This is a genomic window from Rhodococcus sp. NPDC058639 (assembly GCF_042717545.1).
Classification (GTDB): domain Bacteria; phylum Actinomycetota; class Actinomycetes; order Mycobacteriales; family Mycobacteriaceae; genus Rhodococcus.
In genome coordinates, this window is the sequence record NZ_JBHXRF010000001.1 from 366,408 (window position 1) to 390,978 (window position 24,571).

Here is a 24,571-nt window from a genome sequence, read left to right on the forward strand (position 1 = left end):
GCTATCGAAGAGAAAACGCCGGGCGACCGAATGGTCGCCCGGCGTCTCTCGCCGTACTGTGTCCCACCGTTCAGGTGGAGTGTCCGTCTCTCACGATGGAAGCCACCGCGCGGGATCACTCACCGTTGTTTCGCGAGACCCATCGTTCGTGCAGTTGTCCGCGCCGGATTCCGGGACTCGTACCGGGTGCGGAACCGGGGTTGCCGCTCGGCGGTAACGGGCGCTCCCACGGATTCTCCACCGGCGCGCCGGAGTACGTGTCGTTGTTGTTCTGGTCGTACCCGGTGTAGTTGTCGTTGTTGTTCTGTTCGTATCCGGAGTACGTGTCGTTGTTGTTCTGGTCGTACCCGGTGTAGTTGTCGTTGTTGTTCTGCTCGTATCCGGAGTACGTGTCGTTGTTGCTTTGCTCGTACCCGGTGTAGTTGTCGTTGCTGGGCGCTTCGTATCCGGCGTACGAGTTGTTGCCCGCCCTGGATACCTCGTTGCCGTTCTGGGTGGCACCGGTGTACGCCTCGCTGCCGTTCCTGCCCGCCGACGCATACGCTTCGTCGCCGTTCTGAGTTGCTCCGGCAAACGCCTCGCCACCGTTGGGATTGTGGGAAGGACGCTGGTCGTACTGATCTGTGTACTCGGTCGTCGTCTCTCCGGCCGGAAGAGGAAGTCGGCGCGGGCGGTCGATCTGGAACGGGTCGGACTGGTTGCCGACACCCTTGAGCAGACGGAGCGGCAGGTAGAGGCTCGCGGTGACGCCGGAGTTGGTCGAAGAGTCGAACGTCGGACGCAACCGCACGGTGATCCCGTGACGGTGAGCCAGTCGCGCGACCACGAACAGGCCCATGCGACGAGCCGCGCCGGAGCCGGCTTCACTGTCCGTCGCCAGCCGCTCGTTGATCTCGGCGAGTTCGTCCGCGGGGATACCGATTCCGCGGTCGGCGATCTCGAGCAACAGGCCGCCGTCGACGGCACGCGAGAACGCGAACGCCACGGTGCTTTCCGGCGGTGAGGCTCGCAGTGCGTTGTCGAGGAGTTCGGCAACCATGTGGACGACGTCCGTCACGGCGGTACCGAGGAGCGAACCCTCCGGTGCGTTTCCGACGTTCACGCGCTGGTAGTTCTCGACCTGCGAGACTGCGGCACGGAGCACGTCACCGAGCGGGGTGTCCGGGATTCGTCCCATTCGCTGCCGGGTGCCTGCGAGGACGAGCAACGAGTCGCCGGTGCGACGCATACGGGCCGCGAGGTGGTCGAGCGCGAACAGGTTCTGCAGACGCGTGGGGTCACGTTCCTCGTGCTCGAGCGAGTCGATGAGCGACAGCTGCTGCTCGACGAGGGTCTTGTTGCGACGCGCCAGCGTTTCGAGCATCTCGTTGACCTGCCGGCGCAACTGGGCCTGCTCACCGGCAAGCCGCAGCGCGCCCTCGTTCATGGTGTCCACGGCGCGGGCGACCTCGCCGATTTCTTCCTTCGAGTGAACGCTGACCGGAGGGAGTGACACCGTACCGATTTCTGCGCCGTCCTTGATGGCGGCGATGGCCTCGGGCAGGCTTTGCTCTGCGGCAAGAAGCGTGTCGTTTCGGAGGCGGCGAAGCGGGCGCACGATCGAGAAGGCGACCATCACGGCGAGGCCCAAGGCGACGGCCAGCACGATCGCAATTCCGATGGCGTTCTTGAGTGCTTCGGTGCGAGCTTCGCTGGCATGGTTGTCGAGGAGGCTGACGATGCGGGCGGCGGAGTCGCGGACTTCCTCGATGTAGACCATGAGGCTGGTGAAGATCGAGTTGCGGAGCGCTCCGGTGTCACCGCTGGCGCTGTCCAGGTTCGCCGTCAAGTTGCGGCGATTGTCCAGTTCCGCGACGAGCGCGTCGAGCGAACTCGTGTCGGCAATGTTGGGGTTGGACTCGACGGTTTCCCGGAGGATCGACATCTGAGCTGCGTCGACGCCGAGTGCGTTCGTCCACATCAGGAGGGCGCCTTCGGTGCCGGTGCCCAGTGCGGAGTACGCGACGACCTGGTCGAGCAGCGTCCACTGGGTCGTCCACATGTCGAGGAGGGTGGCGCTTTCCTGGAGGACATCGGGTTCGGGCGCGGTGGAGGACGCGGCACGGAACACCGAACTCACGCGGCTGATGAACGCCTGTGCGCGCTCGCTGGCGACCACGGGTGCCATCGATCCGGCGACAGCGCTGTCGAGCAGGCTGTTTCCTTCGGCGAGCACCTTGTTCAATGCTGCTTTGATCTCGGGCTCGAGGCTGATGTTCGCGATCTGGTCGGTGAGGACCGCCTCGGCTTCCCGCGCGATCGTCGCACCGTTGTCGGTGGGCAACCCGATGATCGTCGCGGCCGCGGCACCCGCGACGCCGGTGCTGTATTCGGCGAACATCGGCAGAATAGACACCTGCTCCGCAGCAGTGCTGAAGTGGCGGGAATCCTCGAACAGGCTGACGACGCGGAGCGATCCGAAAAGCGCGGCGGCGATGATGGGGACCGCCACGACGGCGGTGACCTTGCGCCAGAGGCGCCAATTCTCGGGGGAATACTGCTGGAACTGCTGTTTGAGACTCATCGTGTTCGGCCCGAACCTCTCTTGTACGTACACCGGTCGGCCGGCCGAAGCAAATGACAAATCACATGGGCCAGGGCGAAACACGGGTCCGCCGCCGTCAGGACGTGGGTCAGCGTAAGTGTCGTACGACCGGCTTACAAGATCGAAAAGTAACTCGGATAGCTGCTATACATCTTTAGATATAGGCAACGGTGGTGGGTTACGATCCCGCCGGATATTGCCGTTACGCCGGGTTTCGGAAAGGGGGGTGACGAGTGGACTTGAGGCGGGTGGATCTCAACCTGCTTGTCGTCCTCGACGTGCTGCTCTCCGAGTGCAACGTGACCCGCGCGGCCGAACGACTGAACATGTCGCAGCCGGCGACGAGCACGGCGCTCGCCCGTCTGCGGAAGCAGTTCGACGACCCACTGCTGGTGAAGAACGGCCGCACGTTGCGTCTCACTCCGCGGGCGCAGGCCCTCATCGGGCCCCTGCGGAGCGTATTGCACACGCTGGAACGGTCGGTACTCTCCGAACCGACCTTCGATCCGACCGTGGATTCACGCGTGTTCACGCTCATGACAGGCGATTACGCCGAGGTCACGTTGCTCCGCATGCTCATGCGGCGGGGGCACCCGGCCAACGTGCGATTCGATCTGCGCCCCCTCACCAAGGCTTCCCTCGCAGCATTCCACCGGCACGAAACAGACCTCGCGGTGCTGCCGGACCACCTTCTCGACGCACCCGAGTTCGAACGATGCCGGCGCACCGCCGTCCTGACCGACAGATACGTAGGCGCCGTCTGGTCCGCGCATCCGTACAGCGGGACGGAACTGAACCGCGACGTGCTCTCCCACTATCCGTTCCTGTCGTATCTGCAGTACGACGACGACACGGCTCTGGCACGGGCGTTGTTGCGCGCCGGGATCGTGACACGGACGGGGGCGTCCACGACGAGCATCGCGGTGCTCCCCTTCGCGCTCGAACACACCGTGTTCGTCACGCTCCTGCCCGAAAGAATGGCCGAACGAATCGCGGGGGCCGCGTCCCTGCGGATTCTCGAGCCCGCCTTCGAACTGCCTCCGCTCTGCGAATATGCGGTCTGGCACGAGGAATCCGAATCCGATCCCGCCCACGTGTGGCTTCGTGCCCAAATCGACGCGTCGCAGCGACTACGTGTTCCCGTCGGGGCACCGGCCTGATCGAGGCCCCCGGCCACGAATTCTTTCCCCCCGATCCCCGTTTGTCGGATCGTCCAAACGACTCGAGACCACGTCTCGGGAAGTTTGTAGCGCGTACGGCACCGCCGGCTCCCTCCATCCGCGATCGTGGTGGCGAGAGAGAGGAGTGCCGTGCCGTACACCTGTGCCGACTTCGATGCGCTCTGTGCCCGTGACGCAACCGCAGCCCTGTCCGAGTGCTGTTCCAGCAGGACATGGACCGAGCGACTTGTGCAAGGGCGCCCCTACCTGAATCGCGCCGCACTGCTGCGCGCATCAGATGAAGTGACAGCGGCGCTTACTCGGGACGACCTCGCCGAAGCTCTCGCGGGACACCCACGGATCGGTGAACGCTCGGACCACGCCTCGTCGAAGCGCGAGCAGGCATCCGTGGCTAGCGCCGATTCACATATCCGCGATGCGCTGGTGGCAGGTAACCGCCTGTACGAGGAGCGTTTCGGGCACGTGTACCTCGTGCGTGCCGCGGGGCGATCCGCGGACGAACTCCTGTCGATTCTGCAGCGCCGCCTCACTCACGATTCCGAGACCGAGTGGCGTGAGACGCGAGCGGCGCTTGCCGAGATCAACCGATCGAGACTCGAGTTGCTCGTCACCGACGACTCCGTCGAATCAGGAAAGGAAGGTGTGCGGTGAGCACCGTCAGCACCCACGTTCTCGACGCTACGCGCGGAGCGCCGGCCTCCGGAGTCGAGGTAACACTCTCGTCCGCCGGAGCGGAACTCGCGAGAATACGCACCGATGACGACGGGCGCATTTCCGAATTCCCGGTTCCGACACTGGAACCCGGTACGTACACGCTGACCTTCGCGACCGGCGAGTACTTTGCGCGTCGGCACACCGAGACCTTCTACCCGGAAGTTGCCGTCACTTTCCGGATCGGCGGAGCAGGCAAAGTCCACGTGCCACTGCTGCTGTCGCCCTTTTCCTACTCCACCTATCGAGGGAGCTGACCCGTGAGTGAACTGACCGGAAAGATCGTGCTGGGCGAAAACCGCTACGGCAAGGCGGAGAACCGCGTCGTACGGATCTATCGGGACACCGCCCGCCACGAGATCCGCGACCTCAACGTATCGACCTGCCTACGCGGAGACTTCGACGCGGCACACCTCGAGGGCGACCAAGGGGCGGTGCTGCCGACCGACACGCAGAAGCAGACGGTGTACGCGTACGCGAAGAGAAAGGGCGTCGAGTTCGTCGAGACCTACGCGCTCGAACTCGCGCGGCACTTCGTCGCCGACGTCGAACCCGTCCGCGCCGCCCGCGTCGAGATCGACGACTACGCGTGGCAACGGGTGACGATCGACGGTGTCGAACACGATCACACGTGGACCCGCACCGGCCCGGAGGTCCGCACGGTTTCGGTGACGGTCGAGGGAACCGGGCCGGAGCGACGGGAGTGGGTGATCGGCGGAGTCAAGGATCTCGTCGTACTCAAGTCGACCGGATCCGAATTCTCGGGATTTCTCACCGACCCGTACACGGTCCTGGAACCGACTGCCGACCGTGTGATGGCAACCAGTCTGGTCGCGCAGTGGCGATTCACGACCGACGACGTCGACTGGGACGTCACCTACGCAGGTATCAAGGCCACGATGCTCGAGCGTTTCGCGAACCTTCAATCGAAGGCACTGCAACAAACTCTGTTCGAGATGGGCCGGGCAGTGCTGGAAAAGTACCCGGTGATCGCGGAGATTCGCATGTCGGCGCCCAACAAGCATCATTTCGTCTACGACCTCGAACGGTTCGGTGTCACGAACTCGAACGAGGTATTCCACGCCGACGACCGGCCCTACGGCCTGATCCAAGCGACGGTTCAGCGGGAGGACGCACCCGGGGCGGGAAGCGCGTGGGAGCGGTTCGTCGACTGGATGTGACGACGTGAGGGTGTCACGGAGTGGCGGTGGGTGCCGGTAATCGCGGCACGCACCGTCACTTTTCTTTGTCACCGGGCGGCCGGGGGGCTTTTTCGGGTGCGTACCCATCCGTTCGTCCCCCGGCTCCGAATCGCTGCCAGACGGTACCGGACCGTCTCCGTTCCGAAACGCGTCGGCACGGTGGCAGCGAGGCGAGGTGGCCCACATGCGCGCACTGGTAGAAGCCGGTTTTCCGGCAGTTCACACCCCGCCGGTCGAGTTCGACACGTCGTCGCTCACCGTCGTGCCGGCGTGAGATGAGGCCTCTCATGTCCCCTTCGGCCTCCGGTTCCCCCCGGCATCACGGCCCGTACACGTCGGGTATCGGATTTCTGCAAATGTTCATGGACGCCCAACGGGTGGATCCCGCCGCGTCGGCCGACCCTGTCGAGGACTCGGGTCAGGACGCGAATACCCCGGACGAGCGGCGGCAGCAATGAGCGTGGTCCTGCCGCATCGGCCCGACGGTACGGGGAGCGCCGTCGGGGTGAACCACACGGACGTGCGTGAGGACGAGTTGACCGGCGTGCTTCGATGAACCGCGTCGTGTGGGGGATCGTCGCGGGCGCGCTGCTCGCCCAGATCGCCTATCCCCTCGTGTCCGGCACGTCGAGGGATGCCGTCACCGTGGCGGTGGTGCTCCTGCTTGCCGCCGCATCAGTGGTGCATGCGGCCTTCACGCGGGGTCCCGTGTGGGCCGTTGTGCTGGTCGCCTCGACCGCGGGACTCGGTCTCGTGTCCGAGATCGTCGGCACTGCGACAGGGTTCCCGTTCGGAAGCTACTTCTACGCGACGGGACGGCTCGGGCCCGAGATCGTGGGCGTTCCGGCGGTGGTCCCCTTGGCGTGGACCGCCGGCTTCTATCCGATCTGGTGTGCGGCGTCCTACGTCCTCCGGCATTCCCCGGTGCCGCCGGACAGGCGAGCGTTCGGGCGGGTCCTCATGGTGGCCGTCGGGATGGTGGGGTGGGATCTGTACCTCGACACCCAGATGGTGACCGACGGTCAGTGGACCTGGACCTCGGGCAACGTCGGGTTGCCCGGCATTCCGTTCATCCCGTACACCAATTACCTCGGTTGGTTCGCTACCGCCCTGATCATGGCGATCGTCGTCGACAGGGTCGGAGGACGGGCCGAGTCGCCCCGGTCGAGTGGTCGGCGTATCTCGGATGCGGCACCGCTGGTGCTGTTCCTCTGGACCTGGCTCGGATCGGCATTCGCGCACGCGTTCCTGCTCGCGGGCGACGAACTGCGCTATTCCGCGCTCTACGGGTTCTGTGTCATGGGGGTCGTGGGTGTCCCGTTGGTGGCCATGCGCATTCGACGATCCGGAAAAGCCACGGTGAAGACATGATCGCAACGACTATGCCCGCTCCGGGAGAGAAGAGCCGAGGAATGACCAGCGCGATACCCAGCCGAATCGATACCGTCGTGCCGACGGGTGGCCGATCATGAAGACGATCCCCGGGCCCGTCGATTCCGTGGTCGTGGTGGGGGCAGGACTCTCCGGTCTCGCTGCGGCACTGTACCTTACGGGCGCGGGTAAACGCGTTACCGTGCTCGAGCGCGACGACACGGTGGGTGGGCGGGTCGGTACCTACCCGGTGTACGACGACTCCGGCAGGCCCCTCTACACCATCGACAACGGCGCCAGTGTGCTCACGATGCCGGACCTGATCTCCGATGCTCTCGCCGCGGTCGGCGAATCGTTCGATTCCACGACGCCCACAGTCGAACTGAGCGCACTCTCTCCCAGCTACCACGCTCGCTACGCCGACGGCAGCGCTCTCGACGTGTACGCCGATCCCACGGAGATGTGCGCCGAAGTCGAAAAGGTCTGCGGCCCGGGTGAAGTCGACGGGTATCGTCGGCTGCGACGCTGGCTCGCCACCATCTTCGATACGGAGTTCGATCGGTACATCGCGTCGAACTTCGATTCACCTCTCGATCTCGTCGGGTCGCGCGCGGCGCTGCGTGACACCGCCAGATTGGCATTGATCGGCGGTTTCGGCCGCCTGGGCTCCCGAATCGCCTCGTTCGTCCGGGACGATCGGCTACGCCGGATCTTCACCTTCCAGTCGCTCTACGCCGGAGTCGCCCCGTCGAAAGCGCTCGGTGTGTACGGCGCTATCGCACACATGGACACCTCGCTCGGGGTCTACTTCCCCGCGGGCGGAATGTCGGCTGTCGCAGAGTCCATGGCGGATGCGTTCACCCGTCACGGCGGTGCGCTCCACACCTCGGCCGAAGTGTCGGAGCTGGAGATCCGAAACGATCGGGTGACGGCGGTCCTGACGTCCGACGGTCGCCGTTTCGAGTGCGACGCACTCGTCCTCACCCCGGACCTCCCGGTGGTCGACCGCTTGCTCGATCGGGCCGGTGTGACGAGCAGCGGCAGAAAGCGGGGCTATTCCGTCGTGTCGCCGTCCGCGGTCGTATTCCACGGCACCGTTCCCACCGAGGTCACGCAGTCGTGGCCGTCGACCGCACACCACACCATCGACTTCGGCGAGCAGTGGGCCGAGACCTTCGCACGTATCACCGCCGGGCGTGGCCGTGGACAGTTGATGGAGGACCCGTCGTTGCTGATCACGCGCCCGGCGGTGACCGACCCCGCCTTGCGGATGGTGCGTAACGGTGTCCCCAGCGAGCCGGTGTCGATCTTGGCACCGTGCCCGAATCTCGCGTCCGCCCCCATCGACTGGAACCGCCGCGCCGTGCCCTACATGCGTGAGATCCAGATCGTCCTGGAGCAGCGGGGTTACCGCGGCCTGACCGCCGCGATGTTGGTCGACCACCTCGATACCCCCCAGACGTGGCGCGACAAGGGCATGCTCGAAGGCAGTCCGTTCTCCTCGGCCCATGTGTTCCGCCAGACCGGACCTTTCCGGCGCAAGAACATGGTCAGCGGCGTGGACAATGTGGTGCTGGCGGGTTCGGGTACCACTCCCGGCGTCGGAGTACCCACCGTCCTCGTGTCGGGGCGCCTCGCGGCCGAGCGGATCGCCGGATCGGCGACGAGCGAGCAGCCCCGTCGGGCCGCGGTGACACAGTCGGTACGCTCCGAGGAGGTCCTCGAGCATGGGTGAACTCGCCGGAATCGATCCCGGACTGCATGAGGCGTACCGGGTGTGCCGCGAACTGAACGAGCGCCACGGGAAGACCTATTTTCTTGCGACAAGGCTCCTTCCGGCGTCCAAGCGCGCGGGCGTGCATGCGCTCTACGGGTTTGCGCGGATGGTCGACGACGTCGTCGACGTCGAGGTCGACTCCGATCGGGCGGCCGCCGCGAAGGTCGATGCCTTCGAAGATCGGATCCGGGCTGCTTTCGGTGGCGCGCCCCTGGGACTGAGCCGGCCAGATCTTGTGCTCGGAGCGCTGGTGGATACCACTGCGCGGTACGACATTCCGCACAGCTACTTCTATGCCTTCCTGCATTCGATGCGCATGGACATACCGGGGACCGTGATGTTCCGCCCGCGCTACCGCACGATGGACGAGTTGTCGGAATACATGTACGGATCCGCGGCGGTCATCGGCCTGCAGATGCTTCCGATCCTGGGTACGGAGACGGATCGGGACGAAGCCGCGCGGCCGGCCGCCGCACTCGGCGAAGCCTTCCAGCTCACCAACTTCATCCGGGATATGGGCGAAGATCTCGACCGCGACCGGATCTACCTGCCGACAGACGAGTTGAAGGCTTTCGGTGTCGACGAGGATCTCCTCCGATACTGCCGGACGACCGGCCGGAACGATGCCAGGCTCGAGCGGGCACTCGCGCACCTGATAGCGCACACCCGGTCGGTGTACCGCGAGGCAGACCCGGGGATCGACATGCTCGATCGATCGGTACGCCCGGGGATGCGCACAGCGTTCGTGCTGTACCGCGACATTCTCCGGGAGGTGGAGGACGGCGGATATCGTGTACTTCATCAGCGGGCACGCGTCTCCCGGCGGAGGCGTCTCGCCGTCGCCGCGCCACGATTGGCGGAGGCCGGATGGGCCACCTTCCGCACGCGGGCGAAGACAGCGAAGAGTGCGGGTTAACCGTCGGTGCCACCAGGGCGGACCCACCCACGACGAGAAACGGACAGACAGGAACACCATGGAGCATGTAGTGCTGCTCGACGAGGCGGGGCGCGCCGTCGGCACCGAACCGAAGGCAACCGTCCACACCGCGACGACGCCGTTGCATCTCGCTTTTTCGGCGTACGTATTCGATGAGAACGGACATCTGCTCATCACTCGGCGCGCCATGGAAAAGCGGACGTGGCCCGGGGTATGGACGAACAGTTGTTGCGGTCACCCGGCGCCGGAGGAGCCGCTCGAACTGGCCGTCCGCAGGCGGTTGGACCAAGAACTCGGTATCGAACTCGACGACGTCGGCGTTGTGCTCCCGTCCTTCCGGTACCGGGCGGTGATGGACAACGGGATCGTCGAGAACGAAATCTGCCCGGTCTACCGGGCTCTGTACCGGGGATCGCACCCGGCCCCCGATCCGGCCGAGGTGTGCGGCGTCGAATGGGTGGAGTGGACCGCCTTCGCGGACGCGGTGGTGGACGGAACCCGCGACGTGTCGCCGTGGTGCTACGAGCAGGTGCAGCAACTCCGGCAGCTCGGCGCCGACCCGCTTCGGTGGCCGGTTGCACCCGCCGCAGATCTGCCGCCCGCTGCACCCGACCGCCTGAGCGGGGATCTGCCGCGTCTCGCCTAAGCCTCCTGCACCTGCAGCGTCCGGAGCGCCAGGTATACGTCGAGCCTGTCATCGATCTGGGACAGATCTCGCCCGGTGAGCTTCTCCACCTTGCCGATTCGGTAACGGACCGTGTTGAGGTGCACGTGAATTCGCTCTGCTGTGCGTCGCCACGAGCCGCTGCATGCGAGGAACACCTCGAGGGTGGAGAGAAGCCCACCGTCGGTGGACAGGTCGTGATCGAGCACCGGGCCGAGGACCCGTTGCGCGAAATCGTGGCGCAACCTGTCCGGTACCGCCGAGAACAACTCTGCTGCCGAGTCCATTGCTGCCGTGCGCACCGACACCGGTTCGCGGATGTCACCGTCGTCTGCGGCGAGCGTGGTGGCGGTGGCGACGGCACCCGCCAGCGAGCCGAGCGTGCACGTGGCGCTCGTGCCCACCCGCAATCGTGTGCGCTCGAGCGCCGGGACGACCCGGGCGAGCCGACGACGAAGCAGCGTGTGCACCTCGTCGGCGTCACCGGCGACGGTCAGGACGACCCGGTCCCCGTCGAGCGCGCTCACGCACCCCGGCAGTGCGTCGCAGAGCGTGTCGCGAAGTGCCCGTAGCCGTTCGGCGGTGGCCGCAGCGGCCCGGTCGTCGAGGGACACCCGGCGCGCGACCACCGCGACAAGTGGACATCCTGGATCGAATGTTGTTGCGGCAACGGACACCACCCCGGCCCTGTCCCCGGTGTCCCAGGCGGTGCGCCGACGCTCGTCTCGGCGAACCCGGTCGAGTGCCGCCACCGTCGCGAGTTCTCGGAACGCCTCGAGGCAGTCCGCTCGCGCGTCGCCCGTGTGCCGTACCACCAGCAGCCAGCAGGATGTGCGGTCGCGCAGACCGCCGCCCACGGAGAGCACCGTGTAGTCGCCGGTCGTGTGGGGAAGGCGCTCGGCGGACAAGGCGGCGACGACGAGTCGGTCCACGATGTCGTCGTCGAGGTGTGCCTCGCCGGCGAGAGGCACTCCGGTGGCGGTGAGCAGCCACGCCTGCGCGCCGAATTCCTGGGCGGTGCGGTCGAGCAGGTCGCCGATGCTGCGACCGTCGGCGACCGCTTCGAGCAGGCGCCGCTGCCGCGCGAGTCCGTTCTGCAGACGGTCCATACGCGCGCCGGACATGCGCGCCGTCATCCGCTCGATGATCCGGCTGAACGGCATGTCCGCGGGGACCGACAGCAACGGCAGTCGGTGCCGGGCGCACGCGGCCACCACGTCCTCGGGCACCTCGCCGAGCAAGGCCTCCCCTGCGGCGAGCGCGGTCACGCCCACGCGCGCGAGGTGTTTGACGAACAGGTCCGAGTCCTCGGCAGACGCGCGCCACACCAGCCCCGAGAACACCAACGACCCCGCGCTGACGTACCGGGTGGGGTCGGGCATATCGGTGGTACAGGTTCGGAGTACCGGCCGTTCGAGCATGGCGCGGTCGCCGTGGAGAACCCGGATTCCGAGTTCGGCATCGTCGAGTACATCGTGAAGAAGCACTGCACCACCTCCGTGCGCGGGCCTTTGGACGATCGCACAATACGAAGCGGGCATTTCGTTGCGGTTTCGTACACGGTGCCCGGGGTGTTGCGTCTCGAGCAGGAGTTCACTGGTAGGTGCCCGCCGACGTGAGGAGCAACCGTGCACACTCGCCCTACCACCCGACCGATCGTGATCCGTGGTGCGCACGTGGTCACGATGGATGCCGGTCGCGCCGAATACCGCAGCGGTCACGTCGTGGTCGAAGGAAACAGGATCGTCGCGGTCGGCGACGGCGAACCGCTCGGGTACGACGATGCGCAGATCGTGGACGGTGCCGGGTGCATTCTGACTCCCGGACTCGTCAATACCCACCACCACCTGTACCAATGGATCACGCGCGGTCTGGCCGTCGATCACACGCTGTTCGAGTGGCTGACCACGCTCTATCCGATCTGGGGTGGCATCGACGCCGATATGGTGCATGTCGCGGCGAAGGGCGCCCTGGCGCACCTGCTGAAGACCGGATGCACCACCAGCACCGACCACCACTACGTCGTCCCCCGCGACGGGGGCGACGTCTTCGGGGCCGAGATCGCCGCGGCGGCAGAGGTCGGTATCCGCTTCCACCCCTGCCGCGGTTCGATGGACCTGGGCGCGAGCGCTGGGGGACTCCCGCCGGATCACATCGTCGAGGACCTCGACGCGATCCTCGCCGGCAGTCAGGACGCCGTCCAGCGGTGGCACGATCCGTCGTTCGATTCGATGCTCCGCGTCGCGCTGGCCCCGTGCTCCCCGTTCTCCGTCACCGGGGAACTGTTGAAACAGTCCGCGGTGCTCGCCCGCGATCTCGGCGTCCGTTTGCATACACACCTTGCGGAAACCCTCGACGAGCAGGACTTCTGCCTCGAGAGGTTCGGGTGCAATCCGGTCGAGTACATGGAATCTCTCGGCTGGACGGGGCCGGACGTCTGGTACGCGCACGCGGTGCACCTCGACGACCGCGACATCGGGGTGCTCGCGGCGTCGGGCACGGGTGCGGCGCACTGTCCGACATCCAACGCGCGTCTCGGTGCGGGCATCGCGCGTGCGGCCGATCTCTACGCGGCGGGAGTTCCGCTCGGACTCGGGGTCGACGGCGCGGCGAGCAACGAATCGTGCTGCATGCTCGAAGAGGCCCACCACGCCGCGCTGTTCGCACGCGCACGGAGCGGACCGCGGGCGATGACGGTGCGGCAGAGTCTCGCGCTCGCGACCATCGGCGGTGCGCGAGTCCTGGGTCGTGAGAACGAGATCGGCTCTCTCGAGGTGGGAAAGCTTGCCGATCTCGCTCTGTGGCGGCTCGACACGCTCGCTCATTCCGGGATTTCGGATCCGGTCGCGGCGCTCGTACTGGGGTCGCAGCCTCCCCTGGATCTGCTTCTCGTCAACGGACGCGAGGTGGTACGCAACGATCGGGTTCTCACCGTCGACACCGACGTCGTCGCTCGCGGCGTGGCGGACGCGCACACCCGGCTCGTCTCCAAAGCGGGGTAAGGCCATGGATCTGCACACCGTGACGAACTACACCGTTGCGCGGGCGCGTGAGGATCTCACCTGGGGACCGGGCACGGCGTTCGTCGGAGGCGGGACGTGGCTGTTCTCGGAACCGCAACCCCACGCGCGTCGCCTCGTCGACCTGTCGGGGTTGGGCTGGCCCGCGACGGTGATCGACGACGCCGGCCTCGAAGTGGCCGCGACCTGCACGGTCGAGGAACTCTCGAGGCTCTCCGAGACCACGACGTGGCCGGCGGCACCGCTGTTCAGGCAGTGCGCCGACGCCCTGCTCGCCTCGTGGAAGATCTGGAAGCGTGCCACCGTCGGCGGCAACATCTGCCTGTCGCTGCCCGCCGGTGCCATGATTTCTCTCGCGGTGGCGCTCGATGCCGACGCGGTGATCTGGTCCCGAGGGGGCGGTGAGCGGCGAATGCCAGTGGTGGAGTTCGTCACCGGCGTCGGCGACAACCTCCTGCACGAGGGAGACGTTCTGCGCAGTATCCGTATCGAGCCACCAAAGCTCGACTCGCGCACCGCTTTCCGGAAGATCGCCTTGTCTCCGCTGGGCCGGTCCGGCGCCGTGGTCATCGGTCGGCGCGACGCCGACGGTGCGTTTACCCTGTCGGTCACCGCTGCCACCACCCGTCCTCACGTGCTGAGGTTCCCCGATCTGCCCGCTGCGGCGGACCTCGACGCAGCACTGGCCTCGACCGTCGCCGCGGACGCCTATCACGCCGATGTACACGGAACGCCCCAGTGGCGCAGGGCGGTCACAGCCGTTCTGGCACAGGAAGTCCGGGAGGAGTTGTCATGAGGCTGACGGTCAACGGTGACGAGGTCGACGCCGCTCCCCGACCCGGGCAGTGCCTGCGCACGATGCTGCGGGAGCACGAACACTTCGAGGTCAAGAAGGGCTGCGACACAGGTGACTGCGGCGCGTGCTCGGTGCTCGTCGACGGTGAGGCGGTGCATTCGTGCGTCTATCCCGCCGTCCGGGCCGAGGGGTGCGCGGTGACCACGGTGACCGGTCTGGGCACGCCCGACGACATGCATCCCCTGCAACAGCGGTTCGTCGACGCCGCCGGGTTCCAATGCGGATTCTGCACCGCCGGCATGATCGTCACGGCCTCGACGTTCACCGAAGCCGACCTCGACGACCTCCCCCGCCGGCTCAAAGGAAACTTGTGCCGCTGCACCGGATATCGTTCCGTCGACGATGCGTTGCGCGGCGTCGGCAACGTCGGGAAGACATGCGGAAAGGCTTTCGGCGCGTCCCATCCCGCACCTGCGGGCCCGCGGGTCGTCACCGGTACGGAGCCGTACACGTTCGACACCGTCGTCGACGGTGTGCTGCATATCGCGACGCTCGGCAGCCCGTACCCGCACGCCCGGATCGTGTCCATCGACAGCGACGCCGCGGAACGACTGCCGGGTGTGCACGCGGTCCTGTGCTGGCGCGACGCCCCCGAGTTCGCGTATTCGACAGCGAGACACGAGAACCGGGAAGAAGATCCGGACGACACCTACCTCTTCGACCGGACAGTTCGGTACGTCGGGCAACGGGTTGCGGCGGTGGTCGCGGAGACGGAAGCGCAAGCGCAGGAGGCCTGCCGACTTCTCCGCGTGGAGTACGAGGTCCTGCCGTTCGTGCTCGACCCGGACGAGGCCGCGGCCCCCGGCGCTCCCCTGCTGCACGGTGACAAGGGGCCGGAAGCGCGGATCGCCGATGCCTCCCGCAACCTCATCGGAGAGGTGCACGGCGGGTGTGGTGACGTCGAAGCCGGCATCGCCGCGGCTGCGGCCGTGGTGCGCGGACGCTGGCAGACGCAGCGCGTCCAGCACACCCATCTCGAAACACACGGCGCCGTCGGCTGGCTCGACGACGACGGACGGCTGGTGATCCGCAGTTCCACCCAGGTTCCGTTCCTCGTCCGCGACGAACTGTGCCGGATCTTCGGTCTCGAACGTCACCGCGTCCGGGTGTTCACCGCCCGCGTGGGTGGGGGATTCGGCGGCAAACAGGAAATGCTCGTCGAGGACGTCGTCGCGGCGGCTGTGCTGCGCACCGGACGCCCGGTGCGGTGGGAGTTCACCCGGGCGGACCAGCTGACGGTCGCACCGTGTCGTCATCCCATGCGGGTCGACGTCACCGTGGCCGCAGACGCCGACGGAATCCTCACGGCCCTCGCCATCGACGTCCTCAACGACGGCGGCGCGTACGGCAACCATTCGGCGAGCGTGATGTTCCACGGGTGCGGCGAATCGGTCGAGGTGTACCGGTGCCCGAACAAGCGCGTCGACGGCAGGTCGGTGTACACGAACAATCGGCCGTCGGGCGCGTTCCGCGGCTACGGTCTCGGACAGGTGGTGTTCGCGGTCGAGTCCGCAATGGACGAACTCGCCGTGGAACTGGACCTCGATCCGTACGAGTTGCGGCGCCGCAACGTGGTGGTTCCCGGCGATGAGCTGGTCGCCGCCCATCCCGAGGGCGCCGACCTCGGGTTCGGAAGCTACGGCCTCGACCAGTGCCTCGACCTCGTCCGCAGCGCGATGTCGCGTGCGGACGGACCGCCCGTGCCGGAGGGGCCTCGGTGGCGGGTCGGCGAGGGAATGGCGCTGGCGATGATCGCGTCGAACCCGCCCGGCGGGCACATCGCCGACACGTCGATCGAACTCCTGCCGGACGGAACGTACGTCGCCCGGGTCGGCACCGCGGAGTTCGGGAACGGTACGACCACCGTGCACACACAGATCGCCGCATCGGTGCTCGGGACCGAGCCCGACCGGATCCGCGTCGAACAGTCGGATACCGATGTCACGACGCACGATACGGGCGCGTACGGATCGTCGGGAACGGTCGTCGCGGCGAAGGCCCTGCACGCCGCGGCCCACGCGCTGCGCGGCGACATGGCGAAATGGGCGGCGGAACTGACCGGGGAATCACCCGACGAGGTGGAGTTCACCGCCGGCGGAGTCCAGGTGGGCGGCACAGAAGTGCCCTATGCGGACCTCCTGGAGGCCGCAGGTGGGACCCTGCGCGCGGAAGGCAGCCACGGCGGGCTCCCCCGCTCGTTGTCGTTCAACGTGCAAGGGTTTCGCGTCGCGGTCGACATCGGCACCGGCGAGGTACGCATCCTGCAGTCCGTACAGGCAGCCGACGCGGGGGTCGTCGTCAACCCCGAGCAATGCCGGGGTCAGGTGGAAGGTGGTGTCGCCCAGGCCATCGGCGTCGCGATGTACGAAGAACTCGTCACCGATCCCAGCGGCACCGTCGTCACCGCGACGCTGCGGAACTATCACATCCCGCAGTACGCGGATGTGCCCCGCACCGAGGTGTACTTCGCGGACACCTACGACACCATGGGGCCGATGGGCGCCAAGTCCATGAGCGAGGCGCCGTTCAATCCCGTCGCCCCCGCCTTGGCCAACGCGATCCGGCGCGCGGTCGGAGTGCGGCCGCACGAACTACCCCTGTCCCGGGACCGGATCTGGTCACTTCTTGCGGCACCCACGGCACCCTGAACGGTTCCGGCTCCGACGGCGGGAAGTCCGGTTCAGGATCACCCCGGCCACCAGCGCCACCGCGGCCACCACCGCAACCGGAACGAGTCGCTGGATCACAGAGCCCCGCGCGAACTCCATGAGATCGAGAGCCTCGGCCTCGGGTTGCGGGTCGGCGGTCGCGTGCGCCGCGCCCGAGCCCCCCTGCCCGGTGACGGCTGCCGCGGGCGGTGCCGGAGCGACTGCACCGGGCGTGGCCTCGGGTGCCGGTGTGGCGGTCTGTGCGGCGTCACCCGCCACGGGTGCGACGAACCCTGCACCGGCAGGCGTCGTGTCGTTAGGTGTCGGTGCCACCGCCGGCGCGCTGGACGGTACCGATTCGTTGGGAGCCGATTCGCTCGGCGTCGAGTCCGCGGCCTCGGGTCCCAGTTTCTTCGACAGGCAGGACGCGAACTGCTCGAGGATCTTCCCGCCGACGTCGGAGATCATCCCTCGGCCGAACTGAGCAGGCTTGCCCGTGACCGTCATGTCGGTGTGGACCGTGCCGTCCGTACGGTCACCGTCGCCGGTGAGAACGATCGTGATGGTCGCGCTGACCGTGCCGTTGCCCCGCGCGTCCTTCGCGTTCGCCTCGATCACCGCCTTGCGGGCCTGCTCGTCCTTTTCGACGTATTGTCCGGTGCCCTTGAAGGTGAGCGCCACGGGCCCCAGCTTGACCTTCACCGTTCCCGTGAAGGTGTCCCCCTCGGTCCCGGTGAGCTTCGCCCCGGGCATGCACGGTGCGACCTTCTCGGGGTCCAGCAAGGCGGTCCACACCACTTCGACGGGTGCGGGAACGGACAGGGTGTGATCGAGTTGCATTGCGTCCTCTCGGATAGTGAAGGTGTTGGAAACGTCAGATTCCCGTTGCTGTCGTCACTGCGCGACGGGTGAGTACCTGCGCCAGATGGCTGCGGTATTCGGCGTCGGCGTTTCCGTCGGTCATGGGGTCCGTGCCGTCTGTCGCACGCTCCGCAGCCGCCCTGATCGTGTCCGCCGTGGCGGGCTGCCCGACGAGCGATTCTTCGACACCACGCGCCCGGACGGGCACCGCCGCCATGTTGGTCAGAGCCACCTTGGCGCGCTCGATGGTGCCGCTCGCGACCGACACGGTCGCCGCGACGCCGACGATCGACCATTGTTGTGCTGCGCGATGGAACTTTTCGTACCGCGCGGCCCACTCGGTGTGCTTCGGAATGCGGATCTCCGCAAGGATTTCCCCGGCGTCCAGCGCTGTCGTGAAGTAGTCCTGGAAGAACTCTTCCGCCGTCAGGGTGCGAATGCCCGCGGGGCCGACCACCCGGAGCGTCGCGTCGAGGGCCACGGTCGGAGCGGCGAGGTCACCGGCGGGATCGGCGTGCGCCAACGACCCGCCGAGCGTTCCCCGATGCCGGATCTGTGGGTCCGCGACGGTGGCCGTGGCCTCCGCGAGCAGTCGTGCGTGCCGCGCGACGAGAGGGTCGTGCAGAACTTCGTGGTGCGTGGTGGTCGCGCCGATCACGATCTCGTCGCCCTCTTCGCGGATGCCGCGCAGTTCGGCGACGCGACCGAGGTCGACGAGCGCCGACGGTGCCGCCAGACGCAACCGCAGGACCGGCATCAGGCTTTGACCGCCTGCGATGATCTTCGAGTCCTCGCCTGCATCGCGCAGTGCCGTGACCGCCTCCTCGAGGCTGGTGGGCCTGAAATATTCGAACGCGGACGGAATCATTGCGTGCCTCCCTGTGTACTCGTCCCGTCGCTGCGGGCAGAACGAATGGCATGCCACACCCGCATCGGAGTACACGGCATCGTGATGTCGCGGACCCCGAACTGCCGCACGGCGTCGAGTACCGCATTCACCACGGCCGGCGTCGACGCGATGGTGCCGGCCTCACCGACTCCTTTGACGCCCAACGGGTTCCCCGGAGCCGGTGTGTCGGTGCGGTCGGTGGTGAACGACGGCAGATCCACGGCCGTGGGAAGCAGGTACTCGGCGAACGAGCCGCTGAGCAACGTGCCCGACTCGTCGTGTACCGCTTCCTCGTACAGTGCCTGGGCGATGCCCTGCGCCAGACCTCCGTGCACCTGGCCCTCCACGATGAGGGGATTGACGACGTGCCCGATGTCGTCGACGCAGACGTATTTCCGGATGCGGGCGTGACCTGTCTCGGTGTCGACCTCGATCGCACACAGGTGCGTGCCGTGTGGGAACGAGAAGTTGTCGGGGTCGTAGGTCGCCTCCGAATCGAGGTTCGGTTCGATCCCGTCGGGCAGGTCGTGTGCGGCGAACACGGCGAGCGCAATGTCCGTAAGGCCCACCGACTTCTCGGTTCCCTTGACCCGGAACTGTCCCTCGGTGAAGTCGAGATCGTCCTCCGCGCACTCCATCAGGTGTGCGGCGATCGGCCGCGCCTTGGCCACCACCTTCTCGGCAGCCTTCACTACTGCGATTCCGCCGACGGCGAGGGACCGCGAACCGTAGGTGTCGAGACCCCGTGGGGAGGTCTGAGTGTCGCCGTGCAGGACCTCGATGTCCTCGAACGGGATTCCGAGTCGATCGGCAACGATCTGGCTCCACGCCGTCTCGTGTCCCTGGCCGTGCGCGGATGCGCCGGTGACCACCTCGACCTTGCCGGTGGGCAGCATGCGGATCGCTGCGTGCTCCCATCCTCCCGCCCCGTACGACAGCGAACCGAGGACGCGGGACGGGGCGAGTCCGCACATCTCGGTGAACGTCGATACCCCGATGCCCAGTTGCACCGGGTCCTTGCGCTCCCGGCGCTCGGCCTGTTCGCGTCGCAGGCCGTCGTAGTCCAGCAGTTCGAGCGCTCTCGCGGTGGCCGCCTCGTAGTTGCCGGAGTCGTAGGTCAGGCCCGCGACGGTGTCGAACGGGAACTCCTCGTGCGCGATCCAGTTCTTCTTCCGGAGTTCGATCGGGTCCATCGACAGTTCGACGGCGAGCTCGTCCATGATGCGTTCGATCGCGAAGGTGGCCTCGGGCCGGCCCGCACCCCGGTAGGCATCGGTGGGCACCTTGTTGGTGAACACGTTGGTGCAGGTGAATCGGTAGGCGTCGAACTTGTAGATGCCGTTGAACATGAACGCCCCGAGGATCGGGACGCCGGGCGTGACGAGTCGCAGGTACGCGCCCATGTCCGCCAGCAGGTCGACCTTCAGGCCCGTGACGGTGCCGTCGCGTCTCGCCGCGATGGTGAGTTTCTGGATCTGGTCGCGGCCGTGATGTCCGGCCATCATCGATTCGCTGCGCGTCTCGGTGTACTTGAGAGGCTTGCGCAACCGGCGCGAGATCAGCAGGGTGAGCACCTCTTCCGGTGTCACCTGGAGTTTGCCGCCGAATCCGCCACCCACGTCGGGGGCGATCACCCGCAGGGTGTGCTCGGGGATACCGAGTGTCATCGCGAGCATCAGTTTCAGAATGTGCGGGACCTGCGTGGCCGACCACATCGTGGTCTGGGGGGCGGTGGGGTCGACGACCACCGAGCGCGGTTCCATGAATGCCGGGATGAGCCGCTGCTGGCGGAAGGTCCGCTCCACGACGACCTCCGCATCGCGGATGGTGTCGTCGACGTTGCTCCCGCTGCCGGCTTCCGCCGAATCGAACACCCACGTCGCGCTGCGGTTGGTGCCGAGGTCGGGGTGGAGCACGACGGTGTCGTCGGCGGCGGCCGCGAGGTCGAGTACGACCGGCAGGTCGTCGTAATCCACGTCGATCACATCGAGTGCGTCGTGTGCTTCGTAGTAGGTGCGGGCGACCACGACCGCCACGGCTTCCCCCGCGAACCTGACGGTGTCGACGGCGAGCGCGGGTGCGGGCGGCGTCAGCATGTCCTCGGTGATCTGCCAGGCACACGGCAGGCTGCCCTGTTCCTCCGCGAGATCCGCGCCGGTGTAGACGGCGACGACGCCCGGTTGCTTCTTCGCTTCGTCCACGTCGAGGTGGGTGATGCGTGCGTGTGCGATCGGGCTACGCAAGATCGCCGCGTGCAGCATGCCGGGAAGCACGATGTTGTCGGTCCAGTGGGTGCGGCCCGTGACGAGGTGCTCGTCTTCCTTGCGGCGGCGTGCCTTGCCGAGTTCCGATTCGGTACGTGGTTCGGCGGTGCTCGTCATCGTGTGCCTCCCTGCGTCGTAGCCGGTGCCTCGCGCAGACGCTGTGCGGCGTCCTGTGCTGCTGCGACGATGTTCTGATATCCGGTGCAACGGCAGAGGTTTCCCTCGAGGCTGTGCCGCACCTGTTCGTCGTCGGGATCGGGGTTGTCCGCGAGCAGGTCGATCGTCGCCATGATCATTCCCGGCGTGCAGAACCCGCATTGCAGAGCATGTTTCTCCCGGAATGCCTCCTGGACGGGATGCAGGGAACCGTCGACGGACAGTCCTTCGACGGTCGTGACCTGCTGCCCGTCCGCCTGTACCGCGAGCACCGAGCACGACTTGACGCTCTGCCCGTCGAGCAGGACGGTGCACGCGCCGCAGTTGCTCGTGTCGCAGCCGACCACCGTCCCGACTTTGCCCAGCCGGTCTCTGAGGTAGTGCACGAGTAGAAGGCGGGGTTCCACGTCGTCGGTATATGGCGTTCCGTCGACGGTGACAGTGATGCGCATCGAACCTCCAGTGCATGACGCAAGCGACTCCGGTGATACAGATCACTGCCACTTTGCTTCACCGGAGGGGCACGATGGCCCGAATCGACGAAATCGGTCGCCGCGGTTCGGGTGGACCATGAAGACGAGGGGCTCGCAGATGGGCATCGCAGCGGTAATCGTCCCCGAACGGGCGCTGTCGGTGACCGAAGTGGACCGCGCGCCCGTTGCGCCGGGTGAGGTCCGCATCGACGTGGCGTACTGCGGAGTGTGCGGGTCGGATCTGCATCTGTTCTTCGACCCACCGGACCCGCTCACCGGGCACGTGCTGGGCCACGAGTTCTCCGGAGTGGTGAGCGAAACCGCGGCCGACGTGCGCGGATGGACGGTCGGCGATCGGGTGGCGATCCGGCCGATCGACGAGTGCGGCGACTGCACAGCGTGCCGGAGCGATGACGGGGTGTGTCTCACCGGCGTGGTTCGAGGGCCGGGCCTGGGCCGGCCGGGAGGCCTCGCGGAATCGGTCACGGTCCCGTCCCGAATGCTGCACCGGATCCCCGACACCGTGTCCTTGCGCGACGCGGCACTCACCGAGCCGCTCGCGGTGGCGGTCCGCGCGGTCGTGCGGGCCGAGGTCGCGCCGGGCGACGGGGTCGTGGTGTTCGGTGCCGGTCCGATCGGCCTGCTCGCCGTCGAGGTTCTCCGTGCCAGGGGCATCACCGACGTGCTGGTGGTCGAGCCCCACGATGCGCGCCGTGCGCTCGCGAGCGGATCGGGCGTACGGACGACGACGCCCGACCGGGTGCGTGAGGAAGCCGCCGCGTTGTTCGCCGACGGTCCCCGGGCGGTACTGGAGTGCAGCGGAAATCCGAGTTGCGCACAGGATGCCGTCGACATCCTCGGATATCAGGGGCGTCTGGTGATCGTGGGGATTTCCGGAGTGCCGTCCGAACTCCTGCTGATGCAGGTGGCGGTCTCCGAGATCACCATCGTCGGCTCGACCGCGTACAGCGAGCGCGACTTCGGCGAGGCGCTCGCGCATCTTGCCGCCGGGCGGATCAGGGTCGACGCGCTGGTGACGTCCGTTGTCGGTCTCGACGGTGCCGATGCGAAGCTGCGCGAACTGTCCGGCGGCACCGGTTCGGACATCAAGGTCTTGGTGCAACCAACCGATCGTGGGTCACGCGACCCGCGAAATTCGACCTGAGGAGAAGTCTGTGAGCCGATTCGAGGGCAAGATCGCTTTCATCACCGGTGTGGCCCGAGGTCAAGGGCGGGCACACGCAGTCCGGCTTGCGCGTGAGGGCGCGCGAATCGTCGGCGTCGATATTGCGGGCCCGCTGCCCGGAGTGCCCTACGAGTCCGCAACGCTCGACGATCTCGACGAAACGCGCCGTCTCGTCGAGGCCGAAGGCGGGAAGGCGCACTTGGTGCAGGGCGACACTCGTGATCTCGAGGTGCTGAAGGAGGTCGCGCAGGAGGGCGTGGCACGATTCGGTGGCCTCGATGTCGTCGTCGCCAATGCCGGAATCTGCATCCCGGAGACGTGGGACGAGATCAGCCCCACCAGTTTCCGCGACACCCTCGACATCAACGTCACCGGTACGTGGAACACCGTCACGGCGACTGCACCTCACCTCATCGAGCGTGGCGGTGGCTCGATCATCCTCATCAGTTCACTGGCCGGCGTGAAGATGCAGCCGTTCATGGTGCATTACACGACCAGCAAGCACGCGGTGACCGGGATGGCCCGTGCCTTCGCAGCCGAGCTGGGCCGGCACAACATCCGTGTCAACAGTGTTCATCCGGGTGCGGTGAACACGCCGATGGGCTCCGGCAGCATGCGCGAACGGATCGCCGAAACCGCGGCGACCAACCCCAAGCTCGCGTCGATGACTACCCCGTTCCTCGAGAAATACATGGCGGAACCCGAGGAGGTCGCGGATATGGTGGCGTTCCTTGCCTCCGCCGATTCGACGTTCGTCACCGGACAGCATCTCGGCGTGGACGGCGGTGCTCAGTACTTCTGACCGGCACCACCGGTTCGAACATCAAAGTGCTCGTGGGACCGGGTGGGCGCGCCCTATGACGCCTCGCGCATCGTGAGCCCGCCGAGTTCGATCGAGTACGTCTGCGTCGCTTCGTCCCACCGCACGGCATAGGTGGTCGGGTAGAGGCCCGCGCGCTGGTACGCGGCGGGCTGAGGCAGTGGTTCCTCGATCGTGGGCCGGGACGCGAGCCACTCCCGGGTCATCATGGGTTCGATGAACGCCTGCTTGCCGTCCCACGACCCGTAGAGCACCCTCTCGGTGAAGTGGTGCTCCGTCTCGGTGGTGTCCAGCCAGTGCAGTCCCATGCCGGGGACAGTCGCTGTCAGCGGATTCCCGTCCGGTGCGTACCCCTGGGGCAGATACCGGGGGTCCGGCAGACGGGGGGCGGCCTGGAAATAACCGGGGGCAAGCGGGTGGATTGACTCCACGGTGGCCCTGTCCAGCAGATAGAAATGCACGTCGAAATGCGGTACGTCGAAACCGTGTTCGGGGTTGTGGCCGCGAGAATTCCAGTCGACCGTGACATGGTCGAACGGCGTGGCATTCGCCTCCTCGGGCAGGTCGAGCACGTACGCCTCGGTGACGGGCAACACGCCGTCGGGCAGGCCGTCGAGTGCGGCCGCGTCGAGTCGCACCCCGACGGTGGCAGGCGTGCCCTCCGCGTCGAGGGTGACATAGGTGCGGGCGCTGCCGGCACCGACCGGGCGCGCCGGCCCCTCGGCCGAACCAGGGATGCCGTCGCCCACCGCGGGCGCGGGGGCGACGACCAATCCGACGAATCCCACGGTGACGATCACGGCAAGGTGGCGAACACGCGGCCGAATACTCATCCGGGGCCCTCGATTTCGGTCGTGGGGCGGCATCGTGTGGATCCTACCGAGGTGCCGATGACGACGAGACGAAGTAGACCGATTCGTGATGCGCGGGCACGGTGGGTTTTCGGCGCACATTATGCCGGTGGCGGTGAT

The 24,571-nt window shown here is 66.9% G+C and carries 21 protein-coding genes; 14 read left to right on the plus strand and 7 right to left on the minus strand.

The genetic code is table 11. The features are described from left to right. Nucleotides 1-115: 115 nt before the first annotated feature. Entirely contained in the window at nt 116-2,563 is a 2,448-nt protein-coding gene (locus tag ACFWU2_RS01705; protein ID WP_378599315.1) for an ATP-binding protein, read from the minus strand. Between the two features lie 254 nt (nt 2,564-2,817). On the opposite strand from ACFWU2_RS01705, the gene ACFWU2_RS01710 reads away from it, so the two are divergent. The 9 genes from ACFWU2_RS01710 (at nt 2,818) to idi (ending at nt 10,409) form a co-directional block, all read left to right on the plus strand. Further along, nucleotides 2,818-3,744 (plus strand): LysR family transcriptional regulator, encoded by a 927-nt coding sequence (locus ACFWU2_RS01710; protein ID WP_378599318.1) that lies wholly within the window; start codon nt 2,818-2,820, stop codon nt 3,742-3,744. Nucleotides 3,745-3,894: 150 nt separating this feature from the next. Then, nucleotides 3,895-4,416 (plus strand): 2-oxo-4-hydroxy-4-carboxy-5-ureidoimidazoline decarboxylase, encoded by a 522-nt coding sequence (uraD, locus tag ACFWU2_RS01715; RefSeq protein ID WP_378599321.1) that lies wholly within the window; start codon nt 3,895-3,897, stop codon nt 4,414-4,416. After that, on the plus strand, nt 4,413-4,733 hold the full coding sequence (gene uraH / locus ACFWU2_RS01720) for a hydroxyisourate hydrolase (protein ID WP_378599324.1): 321 nt from the start codon (nt 4,413-4,415) through the stop codon (nt 4,731-4,733). Before uraD ends, uraH begins: the two co-directional genes overlap by 4 nt. Nucleotides 4,734-4,736: 3 nt before the next feature. Next, nucleotides 4,737-5,657 carry a factor-independent urate hydroxylase gene (pucL, locus tag ACFWU2_RS01725; RefSeq protein ID WP_378599327.1) on the plus strand — a complete coding sequence of 307 codons (921 nt, stop codon included), beginning with the start codon at nt 4,737-4,739 and terminating at the stop codon, nt 5,655-5,657. Between the two features lie 308 nt (nt 5,658-5,965). Then, a complete protein-coding gene (locus tag ACFWU2_RS01730; protein WP_378599330.1) occupies nt 5,966-6,136 on the plus strand; it encodes a hypothetical protein in 171 nt (56 codons plus the stop codon). Between the two features lie 94 nt (nt 6,137-6,230). Then, nucleotides 6,231-7,049 (plus strand): carotenoid biosynthesis protein, encoded by an 819-nt coding sequence (locus ACFWU2_RS01735; protein WP_378599333.1) that lies wholly within the window; start codon nt 6,231-6,233, stop codon nt 7,047-7,049. Between the two features lie 97 nt (nt 7,050-7,146). Beyond that, nucleotides 7,147-8,784, plus strand: a complete 1,638-nt coding sequence (crtI, locus tag ACFWU2_RS01740) for a phytoene desaturase family protein (protein WP_378599336.1) — start codon at nt 7,147-7,149, stop codon at nt 8,782-8,784. Then, nucleotides 8,777-9,742, plus strand: coding sequence for a phytoene/squalene synthase family protein (locus tag ACFWU2_RS01745; protein WP_378599339.1), 966 nt, complete (start codon nt 8,777-8,779; stop codon nt 9,740-9,742). Before crtI ends, ACFWU2_RS01745 begins: the two co-directional genes overlap by 8 nt. A gap of 58 nt (nt 9,743-9,800) precedes the next feature. Continuing rightward, a complete protein-coding gene (gene idi / locus ACFWU2_RS01750; protein WP_378599342.1) occupies nt 9,801-10,409 on the plus strand; it encodes an isopentenyl-diphosphate Delta-isomerase in 609 nt (202 codons plus the stop codon). Here the strand turns inward: idi and ACFWU2_RS01755 are convergent. Continuing rightward, complete coding sequence (locus tag ACFWU2_RS01755) at nt 10,406-11,914, minus strand: PucR family transcriptional regulator (protein WP_378599345.1); 1,509 nt, start codon at nt 11,912-11,914, stop codon at nt 10,406-10,408. The two genes, idi and ACFWU2_RS01755, sit on opposite strands and share 4 nt — an antisense overlap. A 141-nt stretch (nt 11,915-12,055) precedes the next feature. Between ACFWU2_RS01755 and ACFWU2_RS01760 the strand changes: the two genes are divergently transcribed. Genes ACFWU2_RS01760 through ACFWU2_RS01770 form a run of 3 tightly spaced genes read left to right on the plus strand, consistent with a single transcriptional unit; the run spans nt 12,056 to nt 16,951 of the window. Continuing rightward, nucleotides 12,056-13,429: an 8-oxoguanine deaminase gene (locus ACFWU2_RS01760; protein WP_378599348.1), complete on the plus strand. Its 1,374-nt coding sequence runs from the start codon at nt 12,056-12,058 to the stop codon at nt 13,427-13,429. A gap of 4 nt (nt 13,430-13,433) precedes the next feature. After that, the gene (locus ACFWU2_RS01765) at nt 13,434-14,243 is read left to right on the plus strand and encodes an FAD binding domain-containing protein (protein WP_378599351.1); all 810 of its coding nucleotides are present in this window, start codon (nt 13,434-13,436) and stop codon (nt 14,241-14,243) included. Next, nucleotides 14,240-16,951, plus strand: coding sequence for a molybdopterin-dependent oxidoreductase (locus ACFWU2_RS01770; protein ID WP_378599354.1), 2,712 nt, complete (start codon nt 14,240-14,242; stop codon nt 16,949-16,951). Before ACFWU2_RS01765 ends, ACFWU2_RS01770 begins: the two co-directional genes overlap by 4 nt. Here the strand turns inward: ACFWU2_RS01770 and ACFWU2_RS01775 are convergent. From ACFWU2_RS01775 to ACFWU2_RS01790, 4 genes are read right to left on the minus strand one after another with little or no spacing between them, the layout of a single operon-like run. Further along, nucleotides 16,922-17,791 carry an SRPBCC family protein gene (locus ACFWU2_RS01775; protein WP_378599356.1) on the minus strand — a complete coding sequence of 290 codons (870 nt, stop codon included), beginning with the start codon at nt 17,789-17,791 and terminating at the stop codon, nt 16,922-16,924. The genes ACFWU2_RS01770 and ACFWU2_RS01775 overlap by 30 nt on opposite strands. A 34-nt stretch (nt 17,792-17,825) precedes the next feature. Continuing rightward, on the minus strand, nt 17,826-18,680 hold the full coding sequence (locus ACFWU2_RS01780; RefSeq protein ID WP_378599361.1) for an FAD binding domain-containing protein: 855 nt from the start codon (nt 18,678-18,680) through the stop codon (nt 17,826-17,828). Continuing rightward, nucleotides 18,677-21,082: a xanthine dehydrogenase family protein molybdopterin-binding subunit gene (locus ACFWU2_RS01785; RefSeq protein WP_378599364.1), complete on the minus strand. Its 2,406-nt coding sequence runs from the start codon at nt 21,080-21,082 to the stop codon at nt 18,677-18,679. Before ACFWU2_RS01785 ends, ACFWU2_RS01780 begins: the two co-directional genes overlap by 4 nt. After that, on the minus strand, nt 21,079-21,573 hold the full coding sequence (locus ACFWU2_RS01790) for a (2Fe-2S)-binding protein (protein ID WP_378599367.1): 495 nt from the start codon (nt 21,571-21,573) through the stop codon (nt 21,079-21,081). The genes ACFWU2_RS01785 and ACFWU2_RS01790 overlap by 4 nt, the downstream gene beginning before the upstream one ends. Nucleotides 21,574-21,691: 118 nt before the next feature. On the opposite strand from ACFWU2_RS01790, the gene ACFWU2_RS01795 reads away from it, so the two are divergent. Together ACFWU2_RS01795 and ACFWU2_RS01800 are read left to right on the plus strand one after the other, a co-directional pair. Then, nucleotides 21,692-22,759, plus strand: coding sequence for an alcohol dehydrogenase catalytic domain-containing protein (locus ACFWU2_RS01795; RefSeq protein WP_378599370.1), 1,068 nt, complete (start codon nt 21,692-21,694; stop codon nt 22,757-22,759). A gap of 10 nt (nt 22,760-22,769) precedes the next feature. Then, nucleotides 22,770-23,582, plus strand: coding sequence for a mycofactocin-coupled SDR family oxidoreductase (locus tag ACFWU2_RS01800; RefSeq protein ID WP_378599373.1), 813 nt, complete (start codon nt 22,770-22,772; stop codon nt 23,580-23,582). Nucleotides 23,583-23,635: 53 nt separating this feature from the next. Here the strand turns inward: ACFWU2_RS01800 and ACFWU2_RS01805 are convergent, their stop codons facing one another. Then, a complete protein-coding gene (locus ACFWU2_RS01805) occupies nt 23,636-24,433 on the minus strand; it encodes a DUF5602 domain-containing protein (protein ID WP_378599375.1) in 798 nt (265 codons plus the stop codon). Nucleotides 24,434-24,571 lie beyond the last annotated feature (138 nt).

Bases quoted from the DNA above. Each gene is read 5' to 3' on its own strand.
- ACFWU2_RS01705 (WP_378599315.1), bottom strand. From the start codon at position 2,563: ATGAGTCTCAAACAGCAGTTCCAGCAGTATTCCCCCGAGAATTGGCGC.
- ACFWU2_RS01730 (WP_378599330.1), top strand. From the start codon at position 5,966: ATGTCCCCTTCGGCCTCCGGTTCCCCCCGGCATCACGGCCCGTACACG.
- ACFWU2_RS01735 (WP_378599333.1), top strand. From the start codon at position 6,231: ATGAACCGCGTCGTGTGGGGGATCGTCGCGGGCGCGCTGCTCGCCCAG.
- crtI (WP_378599336.1), top strand. From the start codon at position 7,147: ATGAAGACGATCCCCGGGCCCGTCGATTCCGTGGTCGTGGTGGGGGCA.
- ACFWU2_RS01745 (WP_378599339.1), top strand. From the start codon at position 8,777: ATGGGTGAACTCGCCGGAATCGATCCCGGACTGCATGAGGCGTACCGG.
- idi (WP_378599342.1), top strand. From the start codon at position 9,801: ATGGAGCATGTAGTGCTGCTCGACGAGGCGGGGCGCGCCGTCGGCACC.
- ACFWU2_RS01765 (WP_378599351.1), top strand. From the start codon at position 13,434: ATGGATCTGCACACCGTGACGAACTACACCGTTGCGCGGGCGCGTGAG.
- ACFWU2_RS01770 (WP_378599354.1), top strand. From the start codon at position 14,240: ATGAGGCTGACGGTCAACGGTGACGAGGTCGACGCCGCTCCCCGACCC.
- ACFWU2_RS01775 (WP_378599356.1), bottom strand. From the start codon at position 17,791: ATGCAACTCGATCACACCCTGTCCGTTCCCGCACCCGTCGAAGTGGTG.
- ACFWU2_RS01780 (WP_378599361.1), bottom strand. From the start codon at position 18,680: ATGATTCCGTCCGCGTTCGAATATTTCAGGCCCACCAGCCTCGAGGAG.
- ACFWU2_RS01785 (WP_378599364.1), bottom strand. From the start codon at position 21,082: ATGACGAGCACCGCCGAACCACGTACCGAATCGGAACTCGGCAAGGCA.
- ACFWU2_RS01790 (WP_378599367.1), bottom strand. From the start codon at position 21,573: ATGCGCATCACTGTCACCGTCGACGGAACGCCATATACCGACGACGTG.
- ACFWU2_RS01795 (WP_378599370.1), top strand. From the start codon at position 21,692: ATGAAGACGAGGGGCTCGCAGATGGGCATCGCAGCGGTAATCGTCCCC.
- ACFWU2_RS01805 (WP_378599375.1), bottom strand. From the start codon at position 24,433: ATGAGTATTCGGCCGCGTGTTCGCCACCTTGCCGTGATCGTCACCGTG.